At 73.3% G+C, this 25,763-nt stretch carries 22 protein-coding genes and 2 tRNA genes; 14 read left to right on the forward strand and 10 right to left on the reverse strand.

The genetic code is table 11. The features are described 5' to 3' along the window. The first annotated feature begins 205 nt into the window (after nucleotides 1-205). From dnaN to CITRIK5_RS10330, 11 genes are all read left to right on the forward strand, one after another. Entirely contained in the window at nucleotides 206-1,321 is a 1,116-nt protein-coding gene (gene dnaN / locus CITRIK5_RS10280; RefSeq protein ID WP_002856446.1) for a DNA polymerase III subunit beta, read from the forward strand. 21 nt (nucleotides 1,322-1,342) lie between these two features. Next, on the forward strand, nucleotides 1,343-2,557 hold the full coding sequence (gene recF / locus CITRIK5_RS10285) for a DNA replication/repair protein RecF (RefSeq protein WP_159833621.1): 1,215 nt from the start codon (nucleotides 1,343-1,345) through the stop codon (nucleotides 2,555-2,557). Continuing rightward, on the forward strand, nucleotides 2,550-3,113 hold the full coding sequence (locus CITRIK5_RS10290; RefSeq protein WP_002856448.1) for a DUF721 domain-containing protein: 564 nt from the start codon (nucleotides 2,550-2,552) through the stop codon (nucleotides 3,111-3,113). Before recF ends, CITRIK5_RS10290 begins: the two co-directional genes overlap by 8 nt. A gap of 371 nt (nucleotides 3,114-3,484) precedes the next feature. Then, entirely contained in the window at nucleotides 3,485-5,635 is a 2,151-nt protein-coding gene (gene gyrB, locus CITRIK5_RS10295) for a DNA topoisomerase (ATP-hydrolyzing) subunit B (RefSeq protein WP_201294454.1), read from the forward strand. 68 nt (nucleotides 5,636-5,703) lie between these two features. Continuing rightward, complete coding sequence (gyrA, locus tag CITRIK5_RS10300) at nucleotides 5,704-8,400, forward strand: DNA gyrase subunit A (protein WP_123244078.1); 2,697 nt, start codon at nucleotides 5,704-5,706, stop codon at nucleotides 8,398-8,400. Beyond that, nucleotides 8,397-8,897 (forward strand): DUF3566 domain-containing protein, encoded by a 501-nt coding sequence (locus CITRIK5_RS10305; RefSeq protein ID WP_010079768.1) that lies wholly within the window; start codon nucleotides 8,397-8,399, stop codon nucleotides 8,895-8,897. Before gyrA ends, CITRIK5_RS10305 begins: the two co-directional genes overlap by 4 nt. 100 nt (nucleotides 8,898-8,997) lie before the next feature. Beyond that, nucleotides 8,998-9,071, forward strand: a tRNA-Ile gene (locus CITRIK5_RS10310). Between the two features lie 58 nt (nucleotides 9,072-9,129). Further along, entirely contained in the window at nucleotides 9,130-9,291 is a 162-nt protein-coding gene (locus CITRIK5_RS10315; RefSeq protein ID WP_010079767.1) for a hypothetical protein, read from the forward strand. 11 nt (nucleotides 9,292-9,302) lie between these two features. Next, nucleotides 9,303-9,375: transfer RNA gene (locus tag CITRIK5_RS10320), tRNA-Ala, on the forward strand. Nucleotides 9,376-9,627: 252 nt separating this feature from the next. Beyond that, nucleotides 9,628-10,416 carry a queuosine precursor transporter gene (locus CITRIK5_RS10325; protein WP_123244077.1) on the forward strand — a complete coding sequence of 263 codons (789 nt, stop codon included), beginning with the start codon at nucleotides 9,628-9,630 and terminating at the stop codon, nucleotides 10,414-10,416. A gap of 77 nt (nucleotides 10,417-10,493) precedes the next feature. Beyond that, complete coding sequence (locus CITRIK5_RS10330) at nucleotides 10,494-10,721, forward strand: amphi-Trp domain-containing protein (protein WP_123244076.1); 228 nt, start codon at nucleotides 10,494-10,496, stop codon at nucleotides 10,719-10,721. Nucleotides 10,722-10,757: 36 nt separating this feature from the next. Here CITRIK5_RS10330 and CITRIK5_RS10335 read toward each other — a convergent pair whose 3' ends face one another. Beyond that, a complete protein-coding gene (locus CITRIK5_RS10335; RefSeq protein WP_123244075.1) occupies nucleotides 10,758-11,405 on the reverse strand; it encodes an MBL fold metallo-hydrolase in 648 nt (215 codons plus the stop codon). 216 nt (nucleotides 11,406-11,621) lie between these two features. Then, entirely contained in the window at nucleotides 11,622-12,857 is a 1,236-nt protein-coding gene (locus CITRIK5_RS10340; RefSeq protein WP_123244074.1) for a hypothetical protein, read from the reverse strand. A 186-nt stretch (nucleotides 12,858-13,043) separates the two neighbouring features. On the opposite strand from CITRIK5_RS10340, the gene CITRIK5_RS10345 reads away from it, so the two are divergent. Next, entirely contained in the window at nucleotides 13,044-13,574 is a 531-nt protein-coding gene (locus tag CITRIK5_RS10345) for a peptidylprolyl isomerase (protein WP_123244086.1), read from the forward strand. A gap of 176 nt (nucleotides 13,575-13,750) precedes the next feature. Continuing rightward, nucleotides 13,751-14,530: a rhomboid family intramembrane serine protease gene (locus CITRIK5_RS10350; RefSeq protein ID WP_101965669.1), complete on the forward strand. Its 780-nt coding sequence runs from the start codon at nucleotides 13,751-13,753 to the stop codon at nucleotides 14,528-14,530. Nucleotides 14,531-14,697: 167 nt separating this feature from the next. Here CITRIK5_RS10350 and CITRIK5_RS10355 read toward each other — a convergent pair whose 3' ends face one another. Further along, nucleotides 14,698-15,003, reverse strand: a complete 306-nt coding sequence (locus tag CITRIK5_RS10355) for a cell division protein CrgA (protein WP_101965668.1) — start codon at nucleotides 15,001-15,003, stop codon at nucleotides 14,698-14,700. A 156-nt stretch (nucleotides 15,004-15,159) separates the two neighbouring features. Between CITRIK5_RS10355 and CITRIK5_RS10360 the strand changes: the two genes are divergently transcribed. Beyond that, a complete protein-coding gene (locus CITRIK5_RS10360; RefSeq protein ID WP_123244073.1) occupies nucleotides 15,160-15,813 on the forward strand; it encodes an aminodeoxychorismate/anthranilate synthase component II in 654 nt (217 codons plus the stop codon). A 44-nt stretch (nucleotides 15,814-15,857) separates the two neighbouring features. On the opposite strand, the gene CITRIK5_RS10365 is transcribed toward CITRIK5_RS10360, so the two are convergent. From CITRIK5_RS10365 to CITRIK5_RS12270, 7 genes are all read right to left on the reverse strand, one after another. Continuing rightward, a complete protein-coding gene (locus tag CITRIK5_RS10365) occupies nucleotides 15,858-18,134 on the reverse strand; it encodes a protein kinase domain-containing protein (protein ID WP_123244072.1) in 2,277 nt (758 codons plus the stop codon). A 32-nt stretch (nucleotides 18,135-18,166) separates the two neighbouring features. After that, the gene (locus CITRIK5_RS10370; protein ID WP_123244071.1) at nucleotides 18,167-20,233 is read right to left on the reverse strand and encodes a protein kinase domain-containing protein; all 2,067 of its coding nucleotides are present in this window, start codon (nucleotides 20,231-20,233) and stop codon (nucleotides 18,167-18,169) included. After that, complete coding sequence (locus CITRIK5_RS10375; protein ID WP_123244070.1) at nucleotides 20,230-21,675, reverse strand: penicillin-binding protein 2; 1,446 nt, start codon at nucleotides 21,673-21,675, stop codon at nucleotides 20,230-20,232. Before CITRIK5_RS10375 ends, CITRIK5_RS10370 begins: the two co-directional genes overlap by 4 nt. Further along, entirely contained in the window at nucleotides 21,672-23,096 is a 1,425-nt protein-coding gene (locus tag CITRIK5_RS10380) for an FtsW/RodA/SpoVE family cell cycle protein (RefSeq protein WP_036314455.1), read from the reverse strand. Before CITRIK5_RS10380 ends, CITRIK5_RS10375 begins: the two co-directional genes overlap by 4 nt. Beyond that, the gene (locus CITRIK5_RS10385) at nucleotides 23,093-24,808 is read right to left on the reverse strand and encodes a PP2C family serine/threonine-protein phosphatase (RefSeq protein ID WP_061873128.1); all 1,716 of its coding nucleotides are present in this window, start codon (nucleotides 24,806-24,808) and stop codon (nucleotides 23,093-23,095) included. The genes CITRIK5_RS10380 and CITRIK5_RS10385 overlap by 4 nt, the downstream gene beginning before the upstream one ends. A gap of 3 nt (nucleotides 24,809-24,811) precedes the next feature. Then, complete coding sequence (locus tag CITRIK5_RS10390) at nucleotides 24,812-25,372, reverse strand: FHA domain-containing protein (RefSeq protein WP_044659734.1); 561 nt, start codon at nucleotides 25,370-25,372, stop codon at nucleotides 24,812-24,814. Further along, nucleotides 25,369-25,763 (reverse strand): FHA domain-containing protein (locus CITRIK5_RS12270; RefSeq protein ID WP_236557178.1); only part of this gene is annotated, 395 nt, incomplete at its 5' end. The genes CITRIK5_RS10390 and CITRIK5_RS12270, both read right to left, overlap by 4 nt.

A 25,763-nucleotide genomic window follows, 5' to 3' on the forward strand; every position in this document is an offset into this window, starting at 1 on the left:
ACATCATCTCCGCCGCCCCGCACCGAGCTGAGCGCCTCGAGGGCCCGGGCTGCGCCCGTGCGCTCGGAATCCGTGGAATCACACCACTGTCATTCGTGGGCGACCTGACACCCACCGCGCGGACCGCCTATGCTGAGGCCCGCGTGTCGCCGTTCCCCCCGGGCCCGCAACCCCCGTCATCACCCCCAGAGAGGCAGTGCAGCTCGTGAAGTTCACCGTCGAACGCGACATCCTCACCGACGCCGTCTCCTGGGCCGCACGCTCCCTGTCCCCGCGCCCGCCGGTGCCGGTGCTCTCGGGCCTGCTGATCACGGCCGAGGCCGGCGTCGTGTCCATCGCGAGCTTCGACTACGAGACCTCCGCGCGCCTGGAGATCGAGGCCGACGTCGAGACCGCGGGCCAGGTGCTCGTCTCCGGCCGCCTGCTGAACGACATCGTCCGCTCCCTGCCGCAGGCCCAGGTCACGGTGGAGCTCGACGGCGGCAAGGTGCTCGTCACCTGCCGCTCCTCCCGCTTCGCCCTGGCCACGATGCCCGTGGGCGACTACCCGGCCCTGCCCGAGCTGCCGGCCCCCGCGGGCACCGTGGACGGCGCCGCGTTCGCCCACGCCGTCGCCCAGGTCACCGTCGCCGCCTCCAAGGACGACACCCTGCCGATCCTCACCGCCGTGAAGGTGGAGATCGAGGGCGACACCATGACCTTCCTGGCCACGGACCGCTACCGGCTGGCCATGAAGGAGATCCGCTGGACCCCGGCGGACCCGTCCCTCTCGACGTCGCTGCTCATCAAGGCGCGCACGCTCACCGAGGTCGCCAAGTCCCTCGGCTCCGGCGGCGACCTGGAGATCCTGCTCGGTCAGACCGCCGACCTCGTGGGCTTCGCCTCCGGCGGCCGTCGCACCACCTCCGTGCTCGTGGACGGCGAGTACCCCAAGATCCGCTCGCTCTTCCCCGAGTCCAGCCCCATCCAGGCCGTGGTGGACACCGCCGCCCTGGTCGAGGCGTCCCGCCGCGTGGCCCTCGTCGCCGAGCGCAACACCGCCCTGCGCATGGTGTTCACGGACGGCCAGGTCACCCTGGACGCCGGCACCGGCGACGACGCGAGCGCCAACGAGTCCGTGCCGTGCACGCTCGAGGGCGAGGACATCACCGTGGCGTTCAACCCGTCCTACCTCTCCGAGGGCCTGGCCGTGGTGGACCAGCCGCAGGTGCGCTTCGCGTTCACGTCCGCGCCCAAGCCCGCCCTGCTCACCGGCGTGAACCAGGAGGACGGCGTCGTCTCCGACTACCGCTACCTCGTGATGCCGGTGCGCATCGCCTGACGCAGGGGGCTGGACGCTCCCGTGTACCTGTCCCACCTCACCGTCGCGGACTTCCGGTCCTACCGCTGGGCCGACCTGGAGCTGACGCCGGGGTCCACGGTGCTGCTCGGGGCCAACGGGGTGGGCAAGACCAACCTCGTGGAGGCGATCGGCTACCTCGGCGCCCAGCAGTCCCACCGGGTCAGCTCGGACGCGCAGCTCGTGCGCTTCGGCCGGGACCGGGCCCGGATCGCCGGGCGCGTGCACCGCGGGTCCCGCACCGTCGCCCTCGAGCTGGAGATCCTGCCGGGCCGGTCCAACCGGGTGGCCATCAACCGCGGCGCCCCCGTGCGGGCGAAGGAGGGCCTCGGGATCCTGCGCACCGTGGTCTTCGCCCCGGAGGACCTGAGCCTCGTGACGGGGGAGCCCGGTGGCCGTCGTCGTCTCCTCGACCAGCTCATGGTGCAGCTGCGTCCGGCCCTCGGTGAGGCCGCCGCCGACTACGAACGCGTGCTGCGCCAGCGCAACGCCCTGCTCAAGTCGAGCCGCGGCTCTCGCCGCTGGGGCCCCGAGGAGGACGCGACCCTCGCCGTCTGGGACGAGCACCTCTGCGCCGCCGGCGCCCGCCTGCTCCACGGCCGCCTGCACGTGCTGCGCCTGCTGGCCCGCCCCCTCCAGGAGATGTACGCGGCGCTGACCAACGGCTCCAAGGCCGCGGCCTACGCCTACGAGTCCACCGTCCCGCTGGCCCGTGGCACCCACGCGGAGGTCCCGGCCGTGGCGGACCTGGCCGCGGACATGCACCGGACGCTCGAGGCCCAACGGGAGGAGGAGCGGGCGCGGGCGCTCACCCTGGTGGGCCCGCACCGGGACGAGCTCGCCCTCTTCCTGGGCCCGGCGCCCGCGCGCGGCTACGCCTCCCACGGGGAGACGTGGTCGCTGGCGCTCGCCCTGCGCATGGCGGCCTACGACGTGCTCGTGGCCAACGACCCGGACCCCGACGCCCGCCCCGTCCTGATCCTGGACGACGTGTTCGCGGAGCTCGACGCCGCCCGTCGCCGCCGCCTCGCCGCGCTCGTGCACCGGGCCGAGCAGGTGATCGTCACGGCCGCCGCGCTCGAGGACGTCCCCGAGGAGCTCACGGCCCACCGCGTGCTCATCCGCCAGGACGCGGAGGGCTCCGAGGCCGTGACCGCCGCGGCCCCCGTGGAGGGGGACATCCGCGAGCCCCGGCGCGAGGGCGGCGCCGATGGCTGAGACCCCCGCCCCGTTCGAGCCGGACCGGCCGGACCTGGCGCTCGTGCAGCTGCGCCGGGTCCGCGAGGCCGCCCGGGAGCGGGGCGAGGCGCCGCTGCGGGCGCGGGGGACGGGCGCGGGCCTGGCCGGGGCCATGGCGGGCACGACGTCGGCCGGCCGGGAGCGGCAGGACCGTCGGCGCCCGTTCGGGGGTGCGGACCGGGACCCGGCCACGGTGTCCACCGTGTTCGGCCGGCTCATCCGCGACCGTGGCTGGTCCACCCCCGTGGCGGTCGGCTCCGTGCTCACCCGCTGGGCCGAGCTGGTGGGGCCGGAGATCGCGCTGCACTGCCGCCCGGAGAGCTTCGAGGACTCCGTGGTGCGGGTCCGGACGAGCTCCACCGCGTGGGCCACGCAGCTGCGCCTGATGAGCCCCGTGCTCCTGCAGCGCTTCGACGAGGCGCTCGGGCCCGGCGTCGTGACCCGCATCGACGTGGCGGGCCCGCAGGCCCCGAGCTGGCGCAAGGGGCCGCGCACCGTGCGCGGCGGCCGCGGGCCGCGCGACACCTACGGCTGAGTCCGGGGCTGCCCCCCCGCGGCGCACGACGGCGTCCCGGACGCGGCGAGGCCATGGGCGCCGCTCTGGCGCGCTCACAGGGTCGGTGACGGCCCGGGAGGCATGGGCGGTCTCCTGCGCACGTCCTGAGCCGTGTCCCTGGCCGCTGAGCGGGTGTTCTCCCGTGGCGGACCCCCGTCGATGCGGGCCCTCGGGGTGTCAGGCGGTACACTGGGACCAGTGAGAGGGGGCCGGTTGTCGTCCGGCCCCCGCCCCCGTGGATCTGCGGGAGCGTGTCGCGTGCCGGTCCTGTCCGGGCGGCGTCGCGCGCCTGCGCGCGGGTCGACCCTGCCGCCGACGTCCGAGGAAGTGAGCCACCCGTGGTTGACGCCATGCCCGAGAACCCCGCGGAGGAGCCGACCGCCGCGTCGGCCGCGCCGAACCCGGAGGCCGTGCCGGACGCCGTCGGGCAGCCCGAGGCCCCGGTGAAGGACCGGAAGGTGCCCGGTGAGTACGGCGCCAGCGCCATCACCGTGCTCGAGGGCCTCGAGGCCGTCCGCAAGCGCCCCGGCATGTACATCGGCTCCACCGGCCCGCGGGGCCTGCACCACCTCGTGTACGAGGTCGTGGACAACTCCGTGGACGAGGCGCTGGCCGGCTACGCCACCGGCATCGACGTCACGCTGCAGGCCGACGGCGGCGTGCGCGTGGCGGACGACGGCCGCGGCATCCCCGTGGACCTGCACCCCACCGAGGGGAGGCCGACCGTCGAGGTCGTCATGACGATCCTGCACGCCGGCGGCAAGTTCGGCGGCGGCGGCTACGCCGTCTCGGGCGGCCTGCACGGCGTGGGCATCTCCGTGGTCAACGCGCTCTCCCGCCGCGTGGACACCGAGGTCCGCCGTCAGGGGCACGCGTGGCGCATGTCCTTCGCGGACGGCGGCGTGCCCCAGGGCGAGCTGGTCAAGGGTGAGGCCACGGACGCCACGGGCACCGTGCAGACGTTCTACCCGGACCCGGAGATCTTCGACTCGATCGAGTTCGACTACGAGACCCTGCGCGCCCGCTTCCAGCAGATGGCCTTCCTCAACAAGGGCCTGCGCATCACCCTCACGGACGAGCGCGTCCAGGAGTCCAACGAGGTCGTCGACGACGAGATCGCGGGCGAGGGCGCCGCCGGCGAGGACGTCGCGGAGAACGGCCTGGCGGAGGACGCGGAGCAGGAGCCCCAGCGCCGCTCCGTCACCTACCTGTACGAGAACGGCCTGCTCGACTACGTCCAGCACCTCAACTCCGCCAAGAAGGTCGAGTACGTCCACGACGACGTCATCGCCTTCGAGGCCGAGGACCTCTCGGACGGCCGCTCCATGGCCGTCGAGGTGGCCATGCAGTGGACCTCCGCCTACTCGGAGTCCGTGCACACCTACGCGAACACGATCAACACCCACGAGGGCGGCACCCACGAGGAGGGCTTCCGCGCCGCGCTGACCTCCCTGGTCAACCGCTACGCGCGGGAGAAGGAGATCCTCAAGCCCAAGGAGGACAACCTCACGGGCGAGGACATCCGCGAGGGCCTGACCGCCGTGATCTCCGTGAAGCTCTCCGAGCCGCAGTTCGAGGGCCAGACCAAGACCAAGCTCGGCAACTCCGAGGCCCGCGGGTTCGTGTCCAAGGCGGTCACGGACCACCTCGGCGACTGGTTCGAGCGCAATCCGGGCCCGGCCAAGGAGATCATCCGCAAGGCCATCATGGCCTCGCACGCCCGCCTGGCCGCCCGCAAGGCCCGGGACAACGCGCGCCGCAAGTCCCCGCTGGAGTCCTTCGGCATGCCCGGCAAGCTGGCCGACTGCTCCTCGAAGGACCCCGAGCGCTGCGAGGTGTACATCGTGGAGGGCGACTCCGCCGGCGGCTCGGCCAAGCAGGGCCGCAACCCGGAGACGCAGGCCATCCTGCCGCTGCGCGGCAAGATCCTGAACGTGGAGCGCGCCCGCCTGGACAAGGCCCTCGGCAACGCCGAGATCCAGTCGATGATCACGGCGTTCGGCACCAACATCGGCGAGGAGTTCGACATCTCCAAGCTGCGGTACCACAAGATCGTGCTCATGGCGGATGCGGACGTGGACGGCCAGCACATCACCACGCTGCTGCTGACCGTCCTGTTCCGGTACATGCGCCCGCTCATCGAGGCCGGCCACGTGTTCCTCGCGCAGCCGCCGCTGTACCGCATCAAGTGGTCCAACGCCCCGCACGACTACGTGTTCTCGGACGAGGAGCGCGACGCCGCCGTCGAGGCCGGCCTGGCCAAGGGCTGGCGCTACCCCAAGGACAACGGGGTGCAGCGCTACAAGGGCCTGGGCGAGATGAACTACCAGGAGCTGTGGGACACCACCATGGACCCGGAGCACCGCACCCTGCTGCAGGTGACCATGGAGGACGCCGCCGCCGCGGACGCCGTCTTCTCCATGCTCATGGGCGAGGACGTGGAGTCCCGCCGCACCTTCATCCAGCAGAACGCCAAGGACATCCGCTTCCTGGACGTCTGAGCCGGACCCGCAGACCTGCCTGAGCCGACCATCCTCCCCGCCGTCGCGGGGAGCACGAGAGGACCCGCGTGAGCGACGAGACCACCCCCCAGACCCCGGACGAGCCCGTCGAGGGCGCCCCGACCCCGCAGACCGGCCAGACCGGCCTGGACATCGAGGTCGAGCACTACGTGCTCCCCGAGGGCGCCGCCGACAAGGTCGAGCCCGTCGACCTCGAGTCGGAGATGAAGCGCTCGTACCTGGACTACGCGATGGCCGTGATCGTCGGCCGCGCGCTGCCGGACGTGCGCGACGGCCTCAAGCCCGTGCACCGTCGCGTGCTCTACGCGATGTACGACGGCGGCTACCGCCCGGACCGTGCGTTCAACAAGTCCGCCCGCGTGGTGGGCGACGTGATGGGCAACTACCACCCGCACGGCGACACCGCGATCTACGACGCCCTCGTGCGCCTCATCCAGGACTGGGTCCAGCGCTACCCGCTGGCGCTCGGCCAGGGCAACTTCGGCTCCCCGGGCAACGACGGCGCGGCCGCCCAGCGCTACACCGAGACCAAGATGGCCCCGCTGGCCATGGAGATGGTCCGGGACATCGACGAGGACACCGTCGACATGCAGGACAACTACGACGGCAAGCAGCAGGAGCCCGTCGTCCTGCCCGCCCGGTATCCGAACCTGCTGGTCAACGGCTCCTCGGGCATCGCCGTCGGCATGGCCACGAACATCCCGCCGCACAACATGCGCGAGGTGGCCGCGGGCGTGCAGTGGTATCTCGAGCACCCCGAGGCCACCCGCGAGGAGCTGCTCGAGGCGCTCCTGGCCCGCGTGCACGGCCCCGACTTCCCCACGGGCGCCCAGATCCTGGGCCGCAAGGGCATCGAGGAGGTCTACCGGACCGGCCGCGGCCCCATCACCATGCGCGCCGTGGTCAACGTGGAGGAGATCCAGGGCCGCACGTGCCTCGTGGTCACCGAGCTGCCCTACATGACCAACCCGGACAACCTGGCCGCGAAGATCGCGGAGATGGTGCGGGACGGCAAGATCAGCGGCATCGCGGACATGCGCGACGAGACCTCCGGCCGCACCGGCCAGCGCCTGGTGATCGTGCTCAAGCGCGACGCCGTCGCCAAGGTGGTGCTGAACAACCTCTACAAGCACACCGAGCTGCAGTCGAACTTCTCGGCCAACATGCTCGCGCTCGTGGACGGCGTGCCGCGCACCCTGTCCCTGGACGGCTTCGTGCACCACTGGGTGAAGCACCAGATCGACGTGATCGTGCGCCGCACCGCGTTCCGCAAGCGCAAGGCCGAGGAGCGCGCGCACATCCTGCGCGGCCTGCTCAAGGCCCTGGACATGCTGGACGAGGTCATCGCGACCATCCGCCGCTCGGCCTCGGCGGACGTGGCCCGCGAGGCCCTCAAGGAGCTCCTGGACATCGACGACGTCCAGGCCCAGGCCATCCTGCAGATGCAGCTGCGCCAGCTCGCCGCCCTGGAGTCCCAGAAGATCCAGGACGAGTACGACGACCTCATGGCGAAGATCGCCGAGTACAACCGGATCCTGGAGTCCCCGCAGCGTCAGCGCGAGGTCATCTCCGAGGAGCTCGCCGAGATCGTGGCCAAGCACGGCGACGACCGCCGCACCGAGATCATGGCCGGCTTCGACGGCGACATGTCCATCGAGGACCTGATCCCCGAGGAGGAGATGGTCGTCTCCATCACCCGCGGCGGCTACGTCAAGCGCACCCGGATCGACCAGTACCGGTCCCAGGCGCGCGGCGGCAAGGGCGTGCGCGGGGCGACGCTGCGCGGCGACGACGTCGTCGAGCACTTCCTGACCGTGTCCACGCACCACTGGCTGCTGTTCTTCACGAACTTCGGCCGCGTGTACCGCATCAAGACGTACGAGCTGCTCGAGGCCGGCCGCGACGCGAAGGGCCAGCACGTGGCCAACCTGCTCGCGTTCCAGCCGGACGAGCGGATCGCTCAGATCCAGCCGCTCGTGGACTACGGCCGGGCCCCGTACCTCGTGCTCGCCACGCGCGGCGGCCTCGTGAAGAAGACGCCGCTGCTGGACTACGACACGAACCGCACCGCCGGCCTGATCGCCATCAAGCTGCGCGAGGGGGACGAGCTGGTCTCGGCCCGCGTGGTCTCGCCCGACGACGACCTCATCCTGATCTCGCACAAGGGCCAGTCCCTGCGGTTCACCGCCACGGACGAGGCGCTGCGTCCCATGGGCCGTGCGACCTCGGGCGTGACGGGCATGAAGTTCCGCGACGACGACTCCCTGCTGACGATGGACGTGGTGGAGGAGGACGGCTACGTCTTCACCGTCACGGACGGCGGCTTCGCCAAGCGCACCCACGTGGACGAGTACCGCCTGCAGAACCGCGGCGGCCTCGGCATCAAGGTCGCCAAGCTCGTGGACGACCGCGGCGAGCTCGCCGGCGGTCTCGTGGTGCGCGAGGACCAGGAGGTCCTCGTGGTGATGGCCTCGGGCAAGGTGGTGCGCTCCGCCGTCGCCGGTGTGCCGGCCAAGGGCCGCGACACGATGGGCGTGATCTTCGCCAAGCCGGACAAGCGGGACCGGATCGTCGCCGTCACCCTGAACAACGAGCAGGAGATGGAGGCGAAGGCGGACGCCGAGGCCGAGGCGGGGCCGGATGTACCCTTGGACGCAGACATCGACCCGACCGACCCCGTAGCCGCACCGGAGGACGCCCTGACGCAGGACGCCGGTGAGGGTGCAGACGGAGGAGAGCAGTGAGCACGTCCGCGTCGTCGCGTCCCGGCCAGGGACGGAGCACCGGGAAGGCCGCCGAGCCGCGGTCCGGCCGTCCGGTGCGCAAGGCCAGCGGGTCCTCGCAGGAGGACCTGGTCCGCGCCGTCCCGAAGGCCAAGGTGCGCCGCGCCCGCCTGGTGCTGACCCGGGTGGACCCGTGGTCCGTGCTGAAGCTGGCGTTCCTGCTCTCGGTGGCGCTGGGCATCCTCACGGTGGTGGCGGCGGTGGCGCTGTACTCGCTGTCCGACGTCCTCGGGATCTTCGACAGGGTCAACGACGTGATCGGCACCGTGCTCGGCTCCGAGGCCGGGCGCTACACCGTGGCGTCCCTGGCCCCGCTGAGCACCGTGACCTCGCTGGCCACCGTGCTGGCCGTGGTCAACGTCATCCTGCTGACCGCCCTGGCCACCGTGGCCGCGCTGCTCTACAACCTCTGCGCGAGCCTCGTGGGCGGCCTCGGCGTCACGCTGACGGACGACTGAGCAGACCCTCGACGACGCCCCGCGCGGATTTGCGCGGGGCGTCGGCGTTCCTGTACAGTCATCTCCTGTTGTGAACGGCGTCAGCCGTGAGCGACGGTGAGGGCGTATAGCTCAGGCGGTTAGAGCGCTTCGCTGATAACGAAGAGGTCCCAAGTTCAAGTCTTGGTACGCCCACTCCCACCACACAGAGCCCCGGTCCGCTGGGGCTCCGTTCGTCTCCGGAGGTCTTCCCATGGGTCGACTGGCACGCGTGGCCCTCGTGGTCGGCGCCGCGGCAGCCGCCTACGGGGCGCGTCTCTGGCGGGAGAACAGTGCGGGGAAGGACGTCTGGGCCACGGCCACGGACGACCTGCCGGAGGACGCCGACGGCGTCGAGCCGGCACCGGAGGACTGACCGGTCCTCACGGGGGCATGGCGCAATTGGTAGCGCACCTGCTTTGCAAGCAGGGGGTTAGGGGTTCGAGTCCCCTTGCCTCCACCGAAGAAGGGCCCGGGAGTCGTGAGAATCCCGGGCCCTTTCGTCTGCCCAGGGTGGCCGCCGGCGCCGGCACCGTGGGCAGAAACCGGCGACCCGGGGGCTCCTGGGGCACAAACCGCAGGACTTCGGGCCCCGTGGGCAGAAGAGAGGGCGTTTCTGCCCACGGAGGGACGGGGATGGCCTGCCCCGAACCCCCGCCGCCGGACCCGCCCACCGCGCCCGTGGCCGTCGCGTGTGGTGTTGGATGGTCCGGTGAACACCATCATCGACACCCCGTCCCCCGACCGACCCGCCCCTGGGCAGGGCACCCCGGCCTACGCCCGGGTGCCCGCGAGCTACTACGACATCTTCGTGGGCGTCTTCATCGCCCTCCTGATCCTCTCCGGCGTCACCGCGGCCAAGCTCTTCTACGGCCCCACCGTCCCGATCGTCTCCGACCTCTTCTACGACGGCGGCCCCCTCATCTTCGACGGCGGCGCCTTCCTGTTCCCGTTCGCGTACATCGTCGGCGACATCCTCGCCGAGGTGTACGGCTGGCGCCGGGCCCGCCGCGCCATCGTCCTCGGCTTCGCGATGCTCGTGCTCGCCGCCCTCACCTACACGGTGGTCTCTTGGACCACGCCCGTCGAGGGCTTCGAGGTGTGGGACCAGGCCCTCGCGCCCATGCTGCGGATCACCGTGGCCGGCTTCGTCGCGTTCCTCGTGGGCTCCCTGCTCAACGCGTCCATCGTGGTCCGCCTCAAGGAGCGCATGAAGGAACGGCACGTGGCGTTCCGGCTCATCCTCTCGACCGTGGTCGGCCAGTTCTTCGACACCCTGATCTTCTGCACCATCGCCTACGCCGGCACCATCTCGCTGCTGGAACTGGCGAACTACACGGTGACCGGCTTCGCGTACAAGACGCTCGTGGAGATCCTCATCGTGCCGGTGACCCTGCTCGTCATCCGCGCCCTCAAGCGCCGGGAGCCCACCTACCGGGCACCCGGCTTCGAGATCCACCGCGACGACGACCCCGCCCTCGCCCCGGCCGCGTCCCGCTGACCCGCACGGGCCCCGGTGTCGGCCGCGCCGGGGCCCGTCCGTCGCGCGCACCCCGCCCACCGGCTACCGTCGGTGCCATGGGCAAGGACCTCTTCGAGCACGAGCAGCAGCAGACCCTCAGCCGCGAGCAGGCCGCCGCACGCCTGCGCGACCTCGCCGACCAGCTCTCCCGGCAGAACGACGTGCGGATCGAGCACGGCGGCCGCGACGTCGTCGTCACCGTCCCGGACCGCGTGGGCCTCGAGGTGGAGCTCGAAGTCGAGGACGACGGCGACGCCGAGCTGGAGATCACCCTCAGCTGGTGACCGGCCCCGGGCCGGCCGCCGTCGCCTCCCCGTGCCTCAGAACCTCCAGGGCTCCCCGGGGGCCAGGCGTCGGTAGTCGGTCACGCCCTCGGCGAGCCCCGAGAGCACCCGATCCACCACGCCCTTGCCGTCCTCGCTGAGGATGCCGTCGTGGATGGGGCGGGTGTGCGTCGCCGCGATGGCCCGCATCTGGTCCACCACGTCCGCGATGCGCAGCCACGGCGCCGCGGCGGGCAGCAGGAGCACCTCGACGTCGGCGTCCGGCACCGTGAACGAGTCGCCGGGGTGCAGCACGGCCCCGTCCACGAGGTAGGACACGTTGACCGGGCGCGGCACCTCGGCGTGGATCACCGCGTGCTCCCCGCCGAGCACCTCCACCCGGAAGCCGGCGGCCTCGAACGTCTCCCCGGGCACGGCCGTGTGCACGTGCCCGGCGTCGAGCCCCGCCTCCGCCAGCAGCCCCGTGAGGTCCCGTGGCGCCCACACGTGCGCCTCCGTGCCGGCCAACGCCCGGGCCAGCTGCTCGGGGACCACGTGGTCCGGGTGGCCGTGCGTCACGAGGACGGCGTCCGCGCCGTCCAGGACCGCCGCGTCGCTGAACGCGCCGGGGTCGAACGCGAGGCGTCGACCGGCCTTCTCGAGGCGGACGGCCGAGTGGCCGAAGAGGGTCAGGGTCGTGCTCATGCAGATCACTCCTCCGCCCGGCGTCGGGATCCCGGGCGCTCCCAGCCTCCCGCGCGCTCCCGGCGGCGGACAAGGCCCGCGCCCCGTTCGACGGCGGCCCACCGGCTCCCGCCCCGACCTGCGCCCGGACGCGCGCCGGCCCGCGCCCCCTCGGTCCTGCCGAGGATGCGCGGGCCGGGCGTCGTCCGCTGCGCGCTCAGAGCGCGGGGGAGCAGGTCAGCGCTGCTGCCCGGGCTGGACGCCCAGCACCTTCGCGTTGGCGGCGGCCACCGGGTCCGGGGCGGCGGTGTCCACCCGCACGCCCTGGCCCGCCGCGGCCGAGCCGGCCTCGGCCACGACCTTCTGCTGCTGGGCGTAGGGGTTGTTGGCCTCCACCACCGGGATGTTCGCGGTGATCGGGCCCGGCACCGGGGCGGTCCACGGATCCTGCACCGGCTTGGTCAGGCGCCACAGGGCGTAGCCGGCGCCGGCGGCGGCGGCCGCCATGCCCGCGACGATCCAGGCGCGGCCACCCGAGCGGGAGGCCCGGCGACCGGCGGCACGGTTCAGGTCCTTCTCGGCGGCGCCGGCGTACTGCTCGGCACCCTTGCGCAGGCGCTTCACGATCGCCTTGTCCCCGGTGAGCTTGATCAGGGCCTGCTCCAGGGCGTCCGGGACCTCGACGTCGTGGGCGGTCTTGCGGGCGTGCGCGGCGCCGTCGGCCAGGCGGGCGGCGGCCACGGGAAGGACCTCCTCCTTGCGGCGCTGGGCGTAGTCGCCGGCGTCGGCCAGGCGGGCCTGCACCTGCGGGGCCACCTTCCCGCCCTGCTCCTGCAGCGCGGACAGACCCGTGGCGAGGAGGCCGGCGAGGGTCAGGCCGCCCGCGGCGGCGGCGTCCTTGGCCTGGCCGGCACGGTCGCTGAACAGGGCGGCGGACCGCTGCGCGTCCTTGCGGGCGCCCTTGGCGGCCTTCTTCGCGTCCTTGCGCAGGCCCTTGGCGGTCTGGCGGCCGTCCCGGCGCACCTGCTTGGCCTTGCGGCCCCCACGACGGCGGCCCTTCTTCGCGGCCTTCTCGGCGTCCTTGCGCGCCGCGGCGAACTGCTGCTGCACCTCGTGGCCGGCGTCCTGCGCCTGGGCCTGCAGGTGCTCGAGGAAGTCCTGGACGGTGTCCACGCCCTTGGCGACGGCCGGGGCCAGCAGCCCGTACTGGTGCGCGACGGCCTCACCGGCCTTCCGCGCCCCGCGCTCGACCACGGGGCCGTACTCCTCCTTGGCGTCCTGGGCCTTGCGGCGGCCCTCCTCGGCCGCGGCGGAGCCGCCGATCAGCCCGTAGGCCGCCGCCACCTCGCTCCAGGCGCGGGTGGACTCCACCTTCGGGGCGGCCCAGTGGCGCAGGTTCTCCGCCTGGCGTGCGACGAACGCGTTCGCGCCGCCGTCGTGCTGGATCTCGTCGTGCAGGGTCTTGCGAGCCATGTGATGCCTCCCGTGGGTTCTGGATGGTCGTTGAACGCGGTGGTCCTCGGGGCCCAGCCTAGTGGCCGACCCCCGCCGTGGCACGGGTCCCGGCACGCCGGGAGTGCGTACGCCGATCGCGGAAGATCCCGACCCCGGACGGCGGGATCCGGACGGCCCGCCGCCGCGGATGGAACAATGGGGCGCATGGCGAACAAGACGCACACCGCGACCATCCACACGAACCACGGCGACATCGTCGTCGAGCTGTTCGGCAACCACGCCCCGAAGACCGTGAAGAACTTCGTGGGCCTCGCCACCGGCGAGCAGGAGTGGACCCACCCGCAGACCGGTGAGAAGAACAACGGCGCCCCGCTGTACTCCGGCACCGTGTTCCACCGCATCATCAAGGACTTCATGATCCAGGGCGGCGACCCGCTCGGCATGGGCATCGGCGGCCCCGGCTACCAGTTCGGCGACGAGATCCACCCCGAGCTGCAGTTCGACCGTCCCTACCTGCTGGCCATGGCCAACGCCGGCCCCGGCACCAACGGCTCCCAGTTCTTCATCACCTCCGTGCCCACCGGCTGGCTCAACGGCAAGCACACCATCTTCGGCGAGGTGAAGGACGAGGCCTCCCAGAAGGTCGTGGACGAGCTCAACGCCGTCGCCACCGATCCCCGTGACCGCCCGCTCAAGGACGTCGTCATCGAGTCCATCGACATCGACGAGGCCTGAGCAGCCCCTCGGTGAGCACCACCCCCTCTGACCCGCACGGCCCGGACTCCGCGGACGGCACACCCCCGGTGTGCCCGCGGCATCCGGGCCGTGCGGCGTATGTGCGCTGCGCCGTCTGCCGGCGCCCCGCGTGCCTCGACTGCCAGCGTCCCGGTCCCGCGGCCGGACCGGTCTGCGTGGACTGTGCGTCCGGCGTCGTGGCCAGCCCCGCTCCGACGCCGTCCCCCGCCGCCGGCGCCGCCGCGACGGTCCCGGCCCGACGGCGGACGGGCTTCACCGCCTCGCCCGTCACCTGGATCCTGCTGGCGGTCACGACGGTGGTCTATGCGGCGCAGTGGATGACCCGGGATCAGGCGTCCGGCGTGACCGAGGCGCTCTGGTACGCCGGGCTCTACACGTCCCCGTACGGCATGGAGCCGTGGCGGATGGCCTCCTACGCGCTCGTGCACGACGTCTCCGGCCCCACGCACCTGCTGCTGAACATGCTCGCGCTGTGGGTGATCGGGCGCGTGCTCGAGCCCGCGCTGGGCTGGTGGCGGTTCCTCGCCCTCTACGTGCTCTCCGCCGTGGGCGGTGCGGTGTTCGCACTGTGGGTCTCGGACCCGCTGCAGCCCGTCGTCGGGGCGTCCGGCGCCGTGTACGGCATGTTCGCGGCCCTGTTCCTGCTCACCCGGGTGCGGGGCGGGCAGGTGCGCTCGATCGCCGTGCTGATCGGCCTGAACCTCGTGTTCTCGTTCCTGCTGCCCGGGGTGGCCTGGCAGGTGCACGTGGGCGGGCTGCTGACGGGCGCCGTCGTCGCCGTCGTGTTCTCCCTGGCCGGCGGGCTGCGGCCCGGCCGCGCGCGCGTGCCGTCCGTGGGCGCCCAGGTGGCCGGCCTCGTGGTCGTGGCGGCGGCGCTGGCGGCGCTCACGGTGCTCGGCGCCGCACGGGTCACGGTGGCCGGCCTGCTCGGGTAGGCCGTCTTCCCCGACCGTCCCCGGAGTTCTCCACAGGCGGGTGTGCACTTCTTCCCACAGGGGTGTCCACACCTGTGGACAACTCCGGGGACAACTCGTCTCCGGGCCGGATCGTGCGGATCCCCCATCCACAGGGTTGTCCACCGCTGTGGAGAACTACACGCGTGTCATTCGCTCCAGCGGGACATCATGAGGAACCCGACGAGCGCGAGGCCGAAGCCCACGAGGATGTTCCAGCCGCCGATCTGCACGATCGGGAGGAGACCCTGGGTCAGGTAGTAGACGATGATCCAGAGCAGGCCGAGGATCAGCAGGCCGAACATCACGGCCTTGTACACAGGGGAGAGGGGCTTGGGACCCGGGTCCACGTCCCCGAGGTCCGTCCGCACGGCGGAGCGGCTGCGGCGCGCGGCCTCGAGCTCCTCGCGCTTCCGACGGGCCGAGTCCTTGCGCTTGCCGGCGGGTGCTGCCACGGGTCTTCTCCTCGGGTGGGGGGTGGTGGGCGCCCCCACCGGCGGGGACCGGGGCGGGGACGGTATCCTGCTGACCTGCCCAGGACCGGGGTCAGCGACATGCCCGGCCAGTCTATGCACCCCGCTCCCACGCGGCGGGGAGGAAAGAGCGCCCCCGTGCAGAGCCCCCAGGTCTCCGTCCTCGTCGTCGACAACTACGACAGCTTCGTCTACACCCTGGTGGGCTACCTCGAGCAGCTCGGGGCCCGCACCACCGTGATCCGCAACGACGAGGTCACCCCCGCCCGCGCCCTCGAGCTCGCGGCCGAGCACACGGCGGTGCTCATCTCACCCGGGCCGGGCGCGCCCGCCGACGCCGGTGTCTCCCTCGACCTCATCCGCTCCGCCGCCGACGGCGGCCGCCCGCTCTTCGGGGTGTGCCTGGGGCACCAGGCCATCGCGGAGGCGTTCGGCGCCACCGTGACGCACGCGGAGTCCCTCATGCACGGCAAGACGTCCCTGGTCCGCCACGGCGAGCACCCCATGTTCGAGGGCGTCCCCTCGCCGTTCACCGCCACCCGCTACCACTCGCTGGCCGCCGTGCGGGCCACCGTGGACGAGGCGGTCCTGGAGATCACCGCCGAGACCGAGGACGGCGTCGTGATGGGACTGGCCCACCGCACCGCGCCCCTGTGGGGCGTGCAGTTCCACCCCGAGTCCGTGCTCACCGAGGGCGGCTACCGGATGCTCGGCAACTGGCTCGAGTCCGTGGGGCTCTCCGGGGCCGCCGAGCGCGGTGGCCGGCTCTCTCCCCTCGTCCGCCAGGACTGACCGGCCCGGGGCCCGGTTCGCGGGTCCGACGGCGCCCCGTCCGCTCAGGTGGACGGCGGCGGATCGATCGAGGGCTCGGGGTCCGGTGTCAGCGTCGGCAGCGGGTCCACCGGCGTCGCGGTGGGCGACGTGCTCGGCGGCTGCCCGGTCGGCTCCGACGGGGCCGCCGACGTCGGTGACGGGCTCTGCGTCGGCGACGGCGTCTCGGTCGTCGTCGGCTCGGGGCTGGGCGTGGCCGAGGCGGACGGCGAGGGTGACGGCTCCGCGCTCTCGGAGGGCTCGGGGCTCTCCGTCGGCGGGGGGCTCGGTGATGCGGACGCCGACGGCGTGGGCTCGGGCGCCTCGCTGGATGGCGGGGCCGGCTCGGAGGGCTCGGCCGTGGGCGCGATCCACGAGGACGCCGTCAGGGTCAGGGAGGAACGGTTGTCCACGCGGACGCCGGCGGGCGGATCCTGGGCCACGACCGTCCCGGTGTCCGTGGTCGCGCCGTCCTCGTCCTGGATCCGCACGCGCAGCTCGGGGGCGCTCAGCGCCAGCTGACGCCGCGCGTCCGGAGCGCTCATCCCCACCACATCCGGCACGGCGACCATGCCGCTGGACAGGTGCAGCACCACGGAGGAGCCGGGCGGCACGTGCGTGCCCATCGCGGGGTCGGTGCGGGCGAGCAGCCCGCGCTCGAGTCGGCCGTCGTCCTGGTACTGCACGGAGGAGACACGCAGGCCCAGCCGTTCCAGCTCGCGGCGGGCCGCGTCCTCGGACAGCCCGTGCAGGGAGTCGGACAGCGCGATGCCCTCCTCGCCGCGGGACACTCGTATCCGCACCTTGGCCCCGCGGGGCACCTCCGTGCCCGTCGGCGGGTCGCTCTGGGTGACGGTCCCGTCCGGGGCGTCGGCCATGTACGCGGACGAGACGACGGCCACCAGACCTGCGTCCTCGAGCGCCGCGACCGCCTCGTCCTGCTGCAGCCCCACCACCGCGGGCACCTCCACGGTGGTGCGCAGGGCCGCCGCGAGCCACGGCGCCAGGACCAGGGCCAGGCCGATCAGGACCGCGCCGGCCGCCAGGAGCGTGCGCCGGCGGAGGCGCCGGCGGACGCGACGGTGCGTGGCCGTCGCTGGCGCCGGCGTGTCCCCTTGCGGTTCGGGCCGGGGCGTCGCGGCCGCACCGGGCTTCACCGGCTGGCCGACCGTCACCGGGCGGGGGCCGTCCATGGCGGCGGCGGCGGCAAGCTGCGCGGCGGAGGCGGCGCCGGGCAGTCCCGCACCCGCCACGGCATGGTTCGCCGCCTGGGGCTGTGCGGCGTCCGGCTCGGCCGGGACGGAGGGCGTCGGCCGGGTCAGCGGGACCGCGGCCATCGGCACGTCGGCCCCGTGCTCCGCGGCCGCGGCGCCCAGCACCGCGCCGCCCGCGCCGACGAGGGCGGGAGGGAAGGCATCGAGCGGCGGGGTGTGACGGCCGGGGCCGGCGTGCGGATCCGCCGCGGCCTCCTCGAGGGCCGCGAGGAACGCGGTGCCCGTGGGGAACCGGTCCTCCGGATCCTTGCGCAGGGCGCGCAGCACCACGGGGTCGAACGCGGGCGGCAGGTCGGGGTCGACGTCGGAGGGCGCCGGCGGCTCCTCGCGCACGTGTTGATAGGCCACGGCCAGCGGCGTGTCACCCGTGAAGGGGGGTCGGCCCGTGAGCAGCTCGAACAGCAGGCAGCCGGCCGCGTAGAGGTCGGCGCGGCCGTCCACGGTGCGGCCCGTCGCCTGCTCCGGGGCCAGGTAGAGGGCCGTGCCCACCACGGCCTGGGTCTGCGACGTGGTGGCGGAGGTGTCGGCCAGCGCATGGGCGATCCCGAAGTCCATGACCTTCACGGCGCCCGTCTCCGTGACCATGACGTTCGCGGGCTTCACATCGCGGTGGACGATGCCCTCCTCGTGCGCGTGCTCGAGCGCTTCCAGCACGCCCCGGGTCCAGGCCACGGCACGGTCCGTGCCCACGGCGCCCTCGGCGTGCAGGATCTCCCGCAGCGTCCGGCCGGAGACGAGCTCCATCACCAGGAACGGGCAGTCCACCGGATGGAGGCCGTCCTCGAGGGAGACCTCGCCCGTGTCGTACACGGAGACGATCGAGGGGTGGTTCAGGGAGGCCGCCGAGCGTGCCTCCTTGCGGAAGCGCGCCTGGAAGTGCGGATCGCGCGCCAGGTCCCGGCGCATCAGCTTGACCGCCACCGGGCGGTGCAGCCGCAGGTCCTCGCCGCGGAAGACGTCCGCCATGCCCCCGCGCCCGATCAGCTCACCGATCCGGTACCGCCCGTTCAGGGTCCTCTGCTCGTCCACAGACACGTCCGCGTGCTCGTCCCGCCCGCCGCTCAGGCGGAGGGCGTGGCGTCGGCGGACGAGGCCTCCGCGCCACGCGCGTCAGCGGACGGGTCGGTGGTGGACTCGCCCGTCGGCGCCGTGGACTCCCCGGAGGACTCCGTCGTCGGATCCCCCGTGGGCGTCGTCGGCTCCTCGGACGGCTCCCGCGTGGGCTCCGGGTCGGCGGTGGCCGTCGGGGATTCGGCGGTGGGGGACGGGCGGGGCTCGTCCGAGGCCGACGGGCTCGGCTCGCTGCTCGGCTCGGTGCTCGGCTCCTCCGACGCGCTGGGCTCCGGCTCCGAGGCGGGCTGGGAGGCCTCGCGGGTCGGCGCGGCGTCGGACCCGCCGGTGGCCACGATCAGCTGCACGTGCGTGTCATAGCGGTGACGCTCGCCCTCGCCGGGCACCACGCGCACCACCTCGCCGTCGGCGCCGTCGGCGGACGGGTCGTCCACCCGGTCCACGGTGAAGCCGCGGTCGCGCAGCGTCTGGATCGCGCTGTCCACGGGCTGGCCCACGAGACCCTCCGGGATGACGCCCTCCCCGGTGGAGACGGCCAGCGTGACGGTCTCACCGCGCTGCAGCGCCCCCACGGGGTTGATCTCCTCGACGGTGCCCTCCGGGCTCTGCGCGTCGCGGTCCTCCTCGCGCACCGCCAGGCCGAGGCCCTCGAGCTCGGCGCGCACCTCGCTCACGGGGCGACCCTTGTACGCCTCCGGGTCCACGTGCACGGACGACTCCTCCTGCGAGGTCGCCGGCGCCGAGCCGCCGTCGCCGCGGCCACCCGTGAGCAGCGGCCACAGCAGCGCCCCCAACAGGGCGAACACCACGAGACCGAGCAGCGCCCACAGCGGCCAGGGGTTGGCGCGTCGCCGGCGGGCGGGCGCGGAGCCACCCCCGGCGGGCGGGCCCGGGTCCACGACGTCGCCCGGGCGGGTCTGCTGGTCGCGCACGGCGGCGATCTCGTGGTCGCGCGTGCTCGCGCTCGCGGCGGCGCCGGCCGCACCGGCCGCGCCCACGGCCGCCGCACCGGCGGCGCCGGGGCCGCGGGCGGCGTCGTCGGTGCGGGGCTGGGCCGCGGTCACCGGCAGCGCCGCGGTGGCGGGGGAGCCGTCTGTCCGGGTGCCCTCGGCGCGGGGATGGGTGGTGCGCATGCCGTCGTAGTCCAGGGGAGCGGTCTCGGCGCCCGAGGGGTCGGTCACGCCCTGCTCCTCGAGGAAGACGGCCAGGGCGGGCACGGCCTCCACGGCGCCGCGGGTGTCCTTGCGCCGCAGCGCGTCGGCGGCGTCCGAGAGCGCGGCCGCGTCCGAGGGCCGCTCCCGGGGGTCCTTCGAGAGCATGCACATGATCAGGGCGCGCACCGGGGCCGGGACGGTGTCCGGCAGGGGCGGCGGCGTGTCGTTGACCTGGGCGAGGGCGATCGCGATCTGGGACTCGCCCGTGAACGGGCGATGCCCGGCGAGGGCCTCGTAGCCGATGATGCCCAGCGAGTAGAGATCGGAGGAGCCGGTGGCCTGCTGCCCCGTGGCCTGCTCGGGCGCGAGGTACTGGGCGGTGCCCATCACCTGGCCGGTGGCCGTGAGGGGGACCTGGTCCGCCAGGCGCGCGATGCCGAAGTCCGTCACCTTCACCCGGCCGGTGGGCGTGATCATGAGGTTGCCGGGCTTGACGTCGCGGTGCACGAGCCCCTGGGCGTGGGCCGCCGAGAGCGCGGCCGCCGTCTGCGCGATGATCCGCAGGGTCCGCTCGGGGGAGAGCACCTTCTCCTTCTCGAGGATGGAGGACAGCGGCTGGCCCGGCACGAGCTCCATGACGAGGTAGGCGGAGCCCTTCTCCTCGCCGTAGTCGTAGACGTTGGCGACGCCGGGGTGGTTCAGCAGCGCGGTGTGCTGGGCCTCCGCCCGGAAGCGGCGCAGGAAGTTGGGGTCACCCGTGTACTCCTCCTTGAGGATCTTCACGGCGGTGATCCGGCCCAGGACCTTGTCCCGCGCCTTCCACACCTCGCCCATGCCGCCGATCGCGATGCGATCGGTCAACTGGTACCTGCCGCCGAGGGTGATGCCCGATGTCGGCCTCATTCCGTGACCACCGCTTCCATGATTGCCTTCATGCCACTGACGACTGTCTGATGTCCAACCCCCGGCGGCTCGTCCTCCACCACGATCGTCACGGCCGCCCGGGGGTTCTCGCTCGCGTCGAAGCCGGTGATCCAGGAGTGCACGTTGCCCGTGTCCCCGACCTCGGCCGTGCCCGACTTCGCCGCGATCCGCACCGTGTCCGACTGCACGGATCCCAGGATGCCGTCCTCCACCGCCGAGACCATCATGTCCGAGACCTGCCCGGCCACCTCGGGGGTCGTGGCCCGGCCGCGCTCACGGGGGCTGAACTCCTGCACCGTGGTGAGGTCCGAACGGCGGACCGCCTTGATCAGCTGCGGCTCCATGACCACGCCGTCGTTCGCGATGCCGGCGGCCACCATGGCCATCTGCAGCGCGGTGGCCTGCACGTCCCGCTGGCCGATCGAGGACTGCGCCAGCGTGGCGTCGTCCAGGTCGGAGGGGAACACGGAGCCGGTCACGGGCAACGGGTAGTCGAAGGAGTCGTTGAAGCCGAACCGCTCGGCGACCTCCCGGATCCGGTCTTGGCCCAGCTCGACGGCGGCCATGGCGAACGGCGTGTTGCAGGACTGCGCCAGCGCCCACGTGAGGGTCTGACGCCCCACGGTGTTGCACGGTGAGCCGTCGTAGTTGGGCAGCTCCGTGGTCGTGCCGGGCAGCGTCCACGCGGCGGGGATGTCCACCGTCCCGCCCGGGGTGTAGTCACCGGACTCGAGCATGGCCACCGCGTCGATCAGCTTGAACGTGGAGCCGGGGGACACGAGCTGCTCCGCGGCGCGGTTGCGGTACGCGCTGGCGCCGGGGATCTGGTCGATCGCGGCCATGGCCGACTGCGCCTCGGCCGGGCTGTGTGAGGAGAGCGCGTTGGAGTCGAAGCCCGGCTTCGACGCCATGGCCAGGATCTCGCCCGTCGTCGGGTCCGTGACCACGGCGGAGGCGCGCACGCCGTCCGGGAGCGCGTCGTACGCCAGACGCTGCAGCTCGGGGTCGATCGTCAGCTCCACCTGGTCGCCCTCGGGCGTGGCACCCGTGATGATCTCCATGGCGCGGTCCACGAACTGGGACGTGGGGGTGCCGGAGAGCTGCTCGTTCATGGCCGCCTCCAGCCCGTCGGTGCCGTAGGTGAGCGAATAGAAGCCTGTGAGCGGGGCGTACAGCTCGGGCTCGTGGTAGACGCGCTGGTAGTGGTACGCGTCGTCGGAGGGGACGGACTCGGCGATCGGCTCGCCGTCCACGAGGATCGGCCCGCGCGGGGCGCCGAACTCCAGGAACATCTGCCGCGAGTTCAGGGCGTGCGTCTTGAGCTGGTCCGCGGCCAGCACCTGGATGACGGACGCGGCCAGCGCGAGCACCAGGATCATGGCCGCCATGACGGTCCACGTGCGTCGGATCGCCTCGTTCACCGCTCCTCACCTCCTCCCGGGGGCACGGCCGCCGCCGGGAGCGCCGTGCCGGGGTCGAGGTGGCCGGCGCCGGGCCCGGACGCGTTGACCATCCCGTCCACGACCACGGGACGGCGGGCGGCGTTCGAGATGCGCAGCACGAGCCCCACGATGATCCAGTTGGCCAGCAGCGACGAGCCGCCGGCGGCGAGGAACGGCGTCGTGAGGCCGGTGAGCGGCAGCACGAGGGTCACGCCGCCCATCACCACGAACACCTGCCACGCCATGGTGAAGGCCAGGCCGGAGGCGAGCACCTTGCCGAACGCGTCGCGCACGCCGAGGGCGGCGCGCATCATGCGGGTGACGAGCAGGAGGTACAGGACGAGCACGGCGGCCAGGCCCACGAAGCCGAGCTCCTCGCCGATGGCCGTGAGGATCATGTCCGAGAAGGACAGCGGCACCTGGGTGGGGTTGCCCGCGCCCAGGCCGGTGCCCATCAGCCCGCCTGAGGCCATCGCGAACAGGCCCTGGACCACCTGGTAGGAGCCGCCGAAGTCGCGATGGTAGATCTCGGGGTCGAAGGCCCTCAGCCAGATCTCGAACCTGGCGGTCACGTGCGGCATGAACAGGAACGCCAGCGCCGCGCCGAAGGCGATCAGGCCCAGGCCGAGGAGGATCCAGGAGGCGCGGGACGTGGCGATGTAGAGCATCGCCATGAACATGCCGAAGAACAGCAGGGCCGAGCCCAGGTCGCGCTGGAACACGAGCACGCCGAGCGCCAGGAGCCAGCCGGCCAGCAACGGGCCGAGGTCCCGGGCTCGGGGGAAGGTCACCGGGCCCACACGGCGGCCGGCCAGCAGGATCAGGTCGCGGTTCGCGGAGAGGTAGCCGGCGAAGAAGATGGCCAGCGTGATCTTGGCGATCTCGCCGGGCTGGAAGGTGCCGAATCCGACGTCGATCCAGATCCGCGCCCCGTACATGCTCAGGCCCAGCCCGGGCACGAGCGGCAGGAGCAGCAGCACGCCGGACGCGGCGAGGAACAGGTAGGGCCAGCGCCGCAGCACCCGGTGGTCGCGCACCAGGAACACCAGGGCGGAGGCCACCAGGACGGCCAGGACGGACCACACGAGCTGCGAGGTGGGGTTGGCCATCGCGGCGTCCTGGCTCAGCCGGTGGATCATGGCCAGGCCCAGCCCGTTGAGCAGGGCGGTGATCGGCAGCATGAACGGGTCCGCGTAGGGGGCCCGCAGCCGCAGGACCACGTGCAGCACGAGGGTGGCGGCGCCGAAGACGCCCAGCGGCACCCAGGCGGTGGAGTCCAGCGGGGCGTCCGTGCCGATCATGCCCAGCAGGTCCGCCCCCAGGGCGATGGCCAGGGCGGCCAGCAGCAGGACCAGTTCGATGTTCCGGCGCGGGCGTGCGGGGGAGATCACCTCGGTCACGGGGCCTCACCTCCCGTCGCGCTCGGGGACGACGCCGGGCTCGTCGGCGCGGTGGAGCCGGACGCGTCCGAGGGGCGGGCGGAGGACGACGACGGCGTCGTGCTCGGCCGGGCCCGCTCGGAGGGCTCACCGGCGGGGGCGGGGGCGTTCGGGTGCAGCGAGTCGCGCAGCTCGGCGACGATCTGCTCCGCGTGGTCCACGTCCCGGGCGGCCATGCCGGCGTTCACGCGGTCGCGTGCGTACGCGGGCAGCGCGTCCACCGGGAGGTCGGTCTGGCGGTCCACGTGGGACAGCTCGAGCGGGCCCAGCCGCTGGGAGACGCCCTTGAACACGGCGATCCGGCCGTCGTTGGCCCCCACGTAGTACTGCGTCTGGGTCCACAGGTAGCCCCACACGGCCACGGCCGCGAGGGTGAGGGCGAGCAGCGTGGTGAACACGGGGATGAACCAGCCGCGGCGGTACTGCACCGGGCGGTCGTCCTTTCCACGCCGCCGACGCGCGGCCCCGTCCTCGGGGCCGCCGGCGGGCCCGGCGGTCGCCGGGGCCGGGGTGGGGGCCGTGGTCATCGGCTCGGCGGCCTCGTCGGACGGGTGGTCGGCAGCGGTGGCGGCCGGTGTGGCGGCGGAGGAGGAGCCGGCGGCGGCAGCGGTGCCGCTCTGCGCGGCGGGCGGGACGGAGGCGTCCGGGCGCGGGGCGGCGGCGGGATCCGGCCCGTCCGTGAGGACGGCCGCGGTGCGCCGGGGACGGTTCTCCGGCACGGGCGTCTCGCCGAGCAGGGCGGCGGCACGGCGGCGCGTGGAGCTGCGGGTGACCACGGGGATGCGATCGGTCTTCACGGCGTTGGAGGCCGCGCCGACGAGCAGGTGAGGCCGTGCGTCCAGGTCCTCGCGCAGCAGCAGGCCGGAGACCGGGCCGACCTCGGGCGGGTGGGCGGCGGCGAGGGCCTGCTCGGACAGGTGGACGTCCGGGACGGGGGCCAGCTCCTCCGCCGTGCCCTCCGCGATCTCGAACGCCACCACGGTGACGTTGTCCGGGGCGCCGCCCTTGAGGGTGAGGTCCACGAGGGTGTCGACGGCCTGGTTGAGAGCCTCCGAGTCCCGCAGCACCTCGTGGATCTTCTCGGGGGGGACCACGTCCGTGAGGCCGTCCGAGCAGAACAGCCACCGTTCTCCGGGGGCGACGGGCACCTCGAACACGTCCAGCTCGGGGGAGGCGTCCACGTCGCCGAGCACGCGCATGAGCACGTTCTTGTTCGGGTGGAACGGGGCCTCCCCGGCCTCGAGGCGCCCCTCGTCGACGAGCTTCTGCACGAACGTGTGGTCCGTGGTGACCTGGGAGAACTCGCCGTCCGCGAGCCGGTAGGCACGGGAGTCGCCGATGTGCGCGATGTGCAGCGTGGTCCCCGCGAGCAGGCCGGCGGTGCACGTGGTGCCCATGCCGGCGAGCTTGGGGTTGGCGTGCACCAGCTCGTTGAGGATCAGGTTGGCGTTCTGGATCTCGTCCGGCAGCACCGTGGCCGGGTCCTCGTAGCCCACCGCATCCAGCGGGGCCAGGTCCAGCACCGTGGACGCGCTTGCCACGTCGCCGCCCACGTGCCCGCCCATGCCGTCCGCGAGCACGGCCAGATGACGGCCCACGTAGGCGGAGTCGTCGTTCTTGGCACGGACGCGGCCGACGTCGGAGCGGGCGGCGTAGCGGAGGACGAGGGTCATGGGTCAGGCCTCGAGCTCCATGACGGTCTTGCCGATGCGGATGGCCGTGCCGGGGCCCACGGGCAGCGCGCGGGTGACGGGGGCGCCGTTCACGTAGGTGCCGTTCGTGGAGCCGAGGTCCTCGAGGAACCAGCGGGTGCCCTGCGGGAACAGCCGGGCGTGGCGGCCGGAGGCGTAGTCGTCCACGAGCACCAGGTCGGCGTCCTGGGCGCGGCCCATCAGCAGGGGACGGCCCTCCAGGGCGATGGTCTGCCCGGCCTTCGGGCCCTCGACCACCCGCAGGGTCCGGGACAGCCGCGGGGCCGGCGTCGTCGGCGCGGACGCGGCGGGGGCCGGCGTCGACGCGGGCGCGGGGCGGTCGACCGCGGACGAGCCCGCCCCGGCGGCCCCGGCCGCGGGCACCGCGGTGACCAGGCCGGCGTCGCGCTGGGCCTGCTGGAGGCGTGTCTTGTTGCGTCGGCCGACCACGAGGTCGCGGCCCTGCGCCATGACGATGGAGATGATCAGCACCCACAGGGCCAGCAGCAGGCCCATGCGGAGCACGGCGACGGCGAGCTCGCTCATGCGCGGCCCCCCGTCCCGCCGAAGAACAGCAGCTCGGTCTGGCCGACGGTCACCACGTCCCCGTCGCGCAGGGTGACGGAGCCGTCCACGCGGCGGCCGTTGACGAGCACGCCGTTGCGACTGCCCAGGTCCAGGAGCGTGACCGTGGAGCCGACGGTGAGCAGGCGCAGGTGTTCGCGGGACACCGAGGAGTCCGGGATCACGAGGTCGGCACGCTCGGCCGAGCGGCCGAGGATGAGGTCGTCCCCGTCCAGGGGGAGCATGCGGCCGTCCAGCTCGAGGGCCGGGCCGGCGGGCCCGGTCACGGGGCGGCCCATCACGACGGTCGGCTGGTCGGCGTGGGCGGGGGCGGCGGGCGCGGTCGAGGCGGCGGCCCGGCGGGGCGCCGGAC

It is taken from the genome of Micrococcus sp. 116 (assembly GCF_902506395.1).
GTDB classification, from domain to species: domain Bacteria; phylum Actinomycetota; class Actinomycetes; order Actinomycetales; family Micrococcaceae; genus Micrococcus; species Micrococcus luteus.

Excerpts from the sequence above, each read along its gene's own strand:
- CITRIK5_RS10290 (WP_002856448.1), top strand. The coding sequence starts at position 2,550 with ATGGCTGAGACCCCCGCCCCGTTCGAGCCGGACCGGCCGGACCTGGCG.
- CITRIK5_RS10390 (WP_044659734.1), bottom strand. The coding sequence starts at position 25,372 with ATGAGCGAGCTCGCCGTCGCCGTGCTCCGCATGGGCCTGCTGCTGGCC.
- CITRIK5_RS10385 (WP_061873128.1), bottom strand. The coding sequence starts at position 24,808 with ATGACCCTCGTCCTCCGCTACGCCGCCCGCTCCGACGTCGGCCGCGTC.
- CITRIK5_RS10335 (WP_123244075.1), bottom strand. The coding sequence starts at position 11,405 with ATGAGCACGACCCTGACCCTCTTCGGCCACTCGGCCGTCCGCCTCGAG.
- CITRIK5_RS10340 (WP_123244074.1), bottom strand. The coding sequence starts at position 12,857 with ATGGCTCGCAAGACCCTGCACGACGAGATCCAGCACGACGGCGGCGCG.
- gyrB (WP_201294454.1), top strand. The coding sequence starts at position 3,485 with ATGCCCGAGAACCCCGCGGAGGAGCCGACCGCCGCGTCGGCCGCGCCG.
- CITRIK5_RS10370 (WP_123244071.1), bottom strand. The coding sequence starts at position 20,233 with ATGAGGCCGACATCGGGCATCACCCTCGGCGGCAGGTACCAGTTGACC.
- CITRIK5_RS10315 (WP_010079767.1), top strand. The coding sequence starts at position 9,130 with ATGGGTCGACTGGCACGCGTGGCCCTCGTGGTCGGCGCCGCGGCAGCC.
- CITRIK5_RS10345 (WP_123244086.1), top strand. The coding sequence starts at position 13,044 with ATGGCGAACAAGACGCACACCGCGACCATCCACACGAACCACGGCGAC.
- CITRIK5_RS10330 (WP_123244076.1), top strand. The coding sequence starts at position 10,494 with ATGGGCAAGGACCTCTTCGAGCACGAGCAGCAGCAGACCCTCAGCCGC.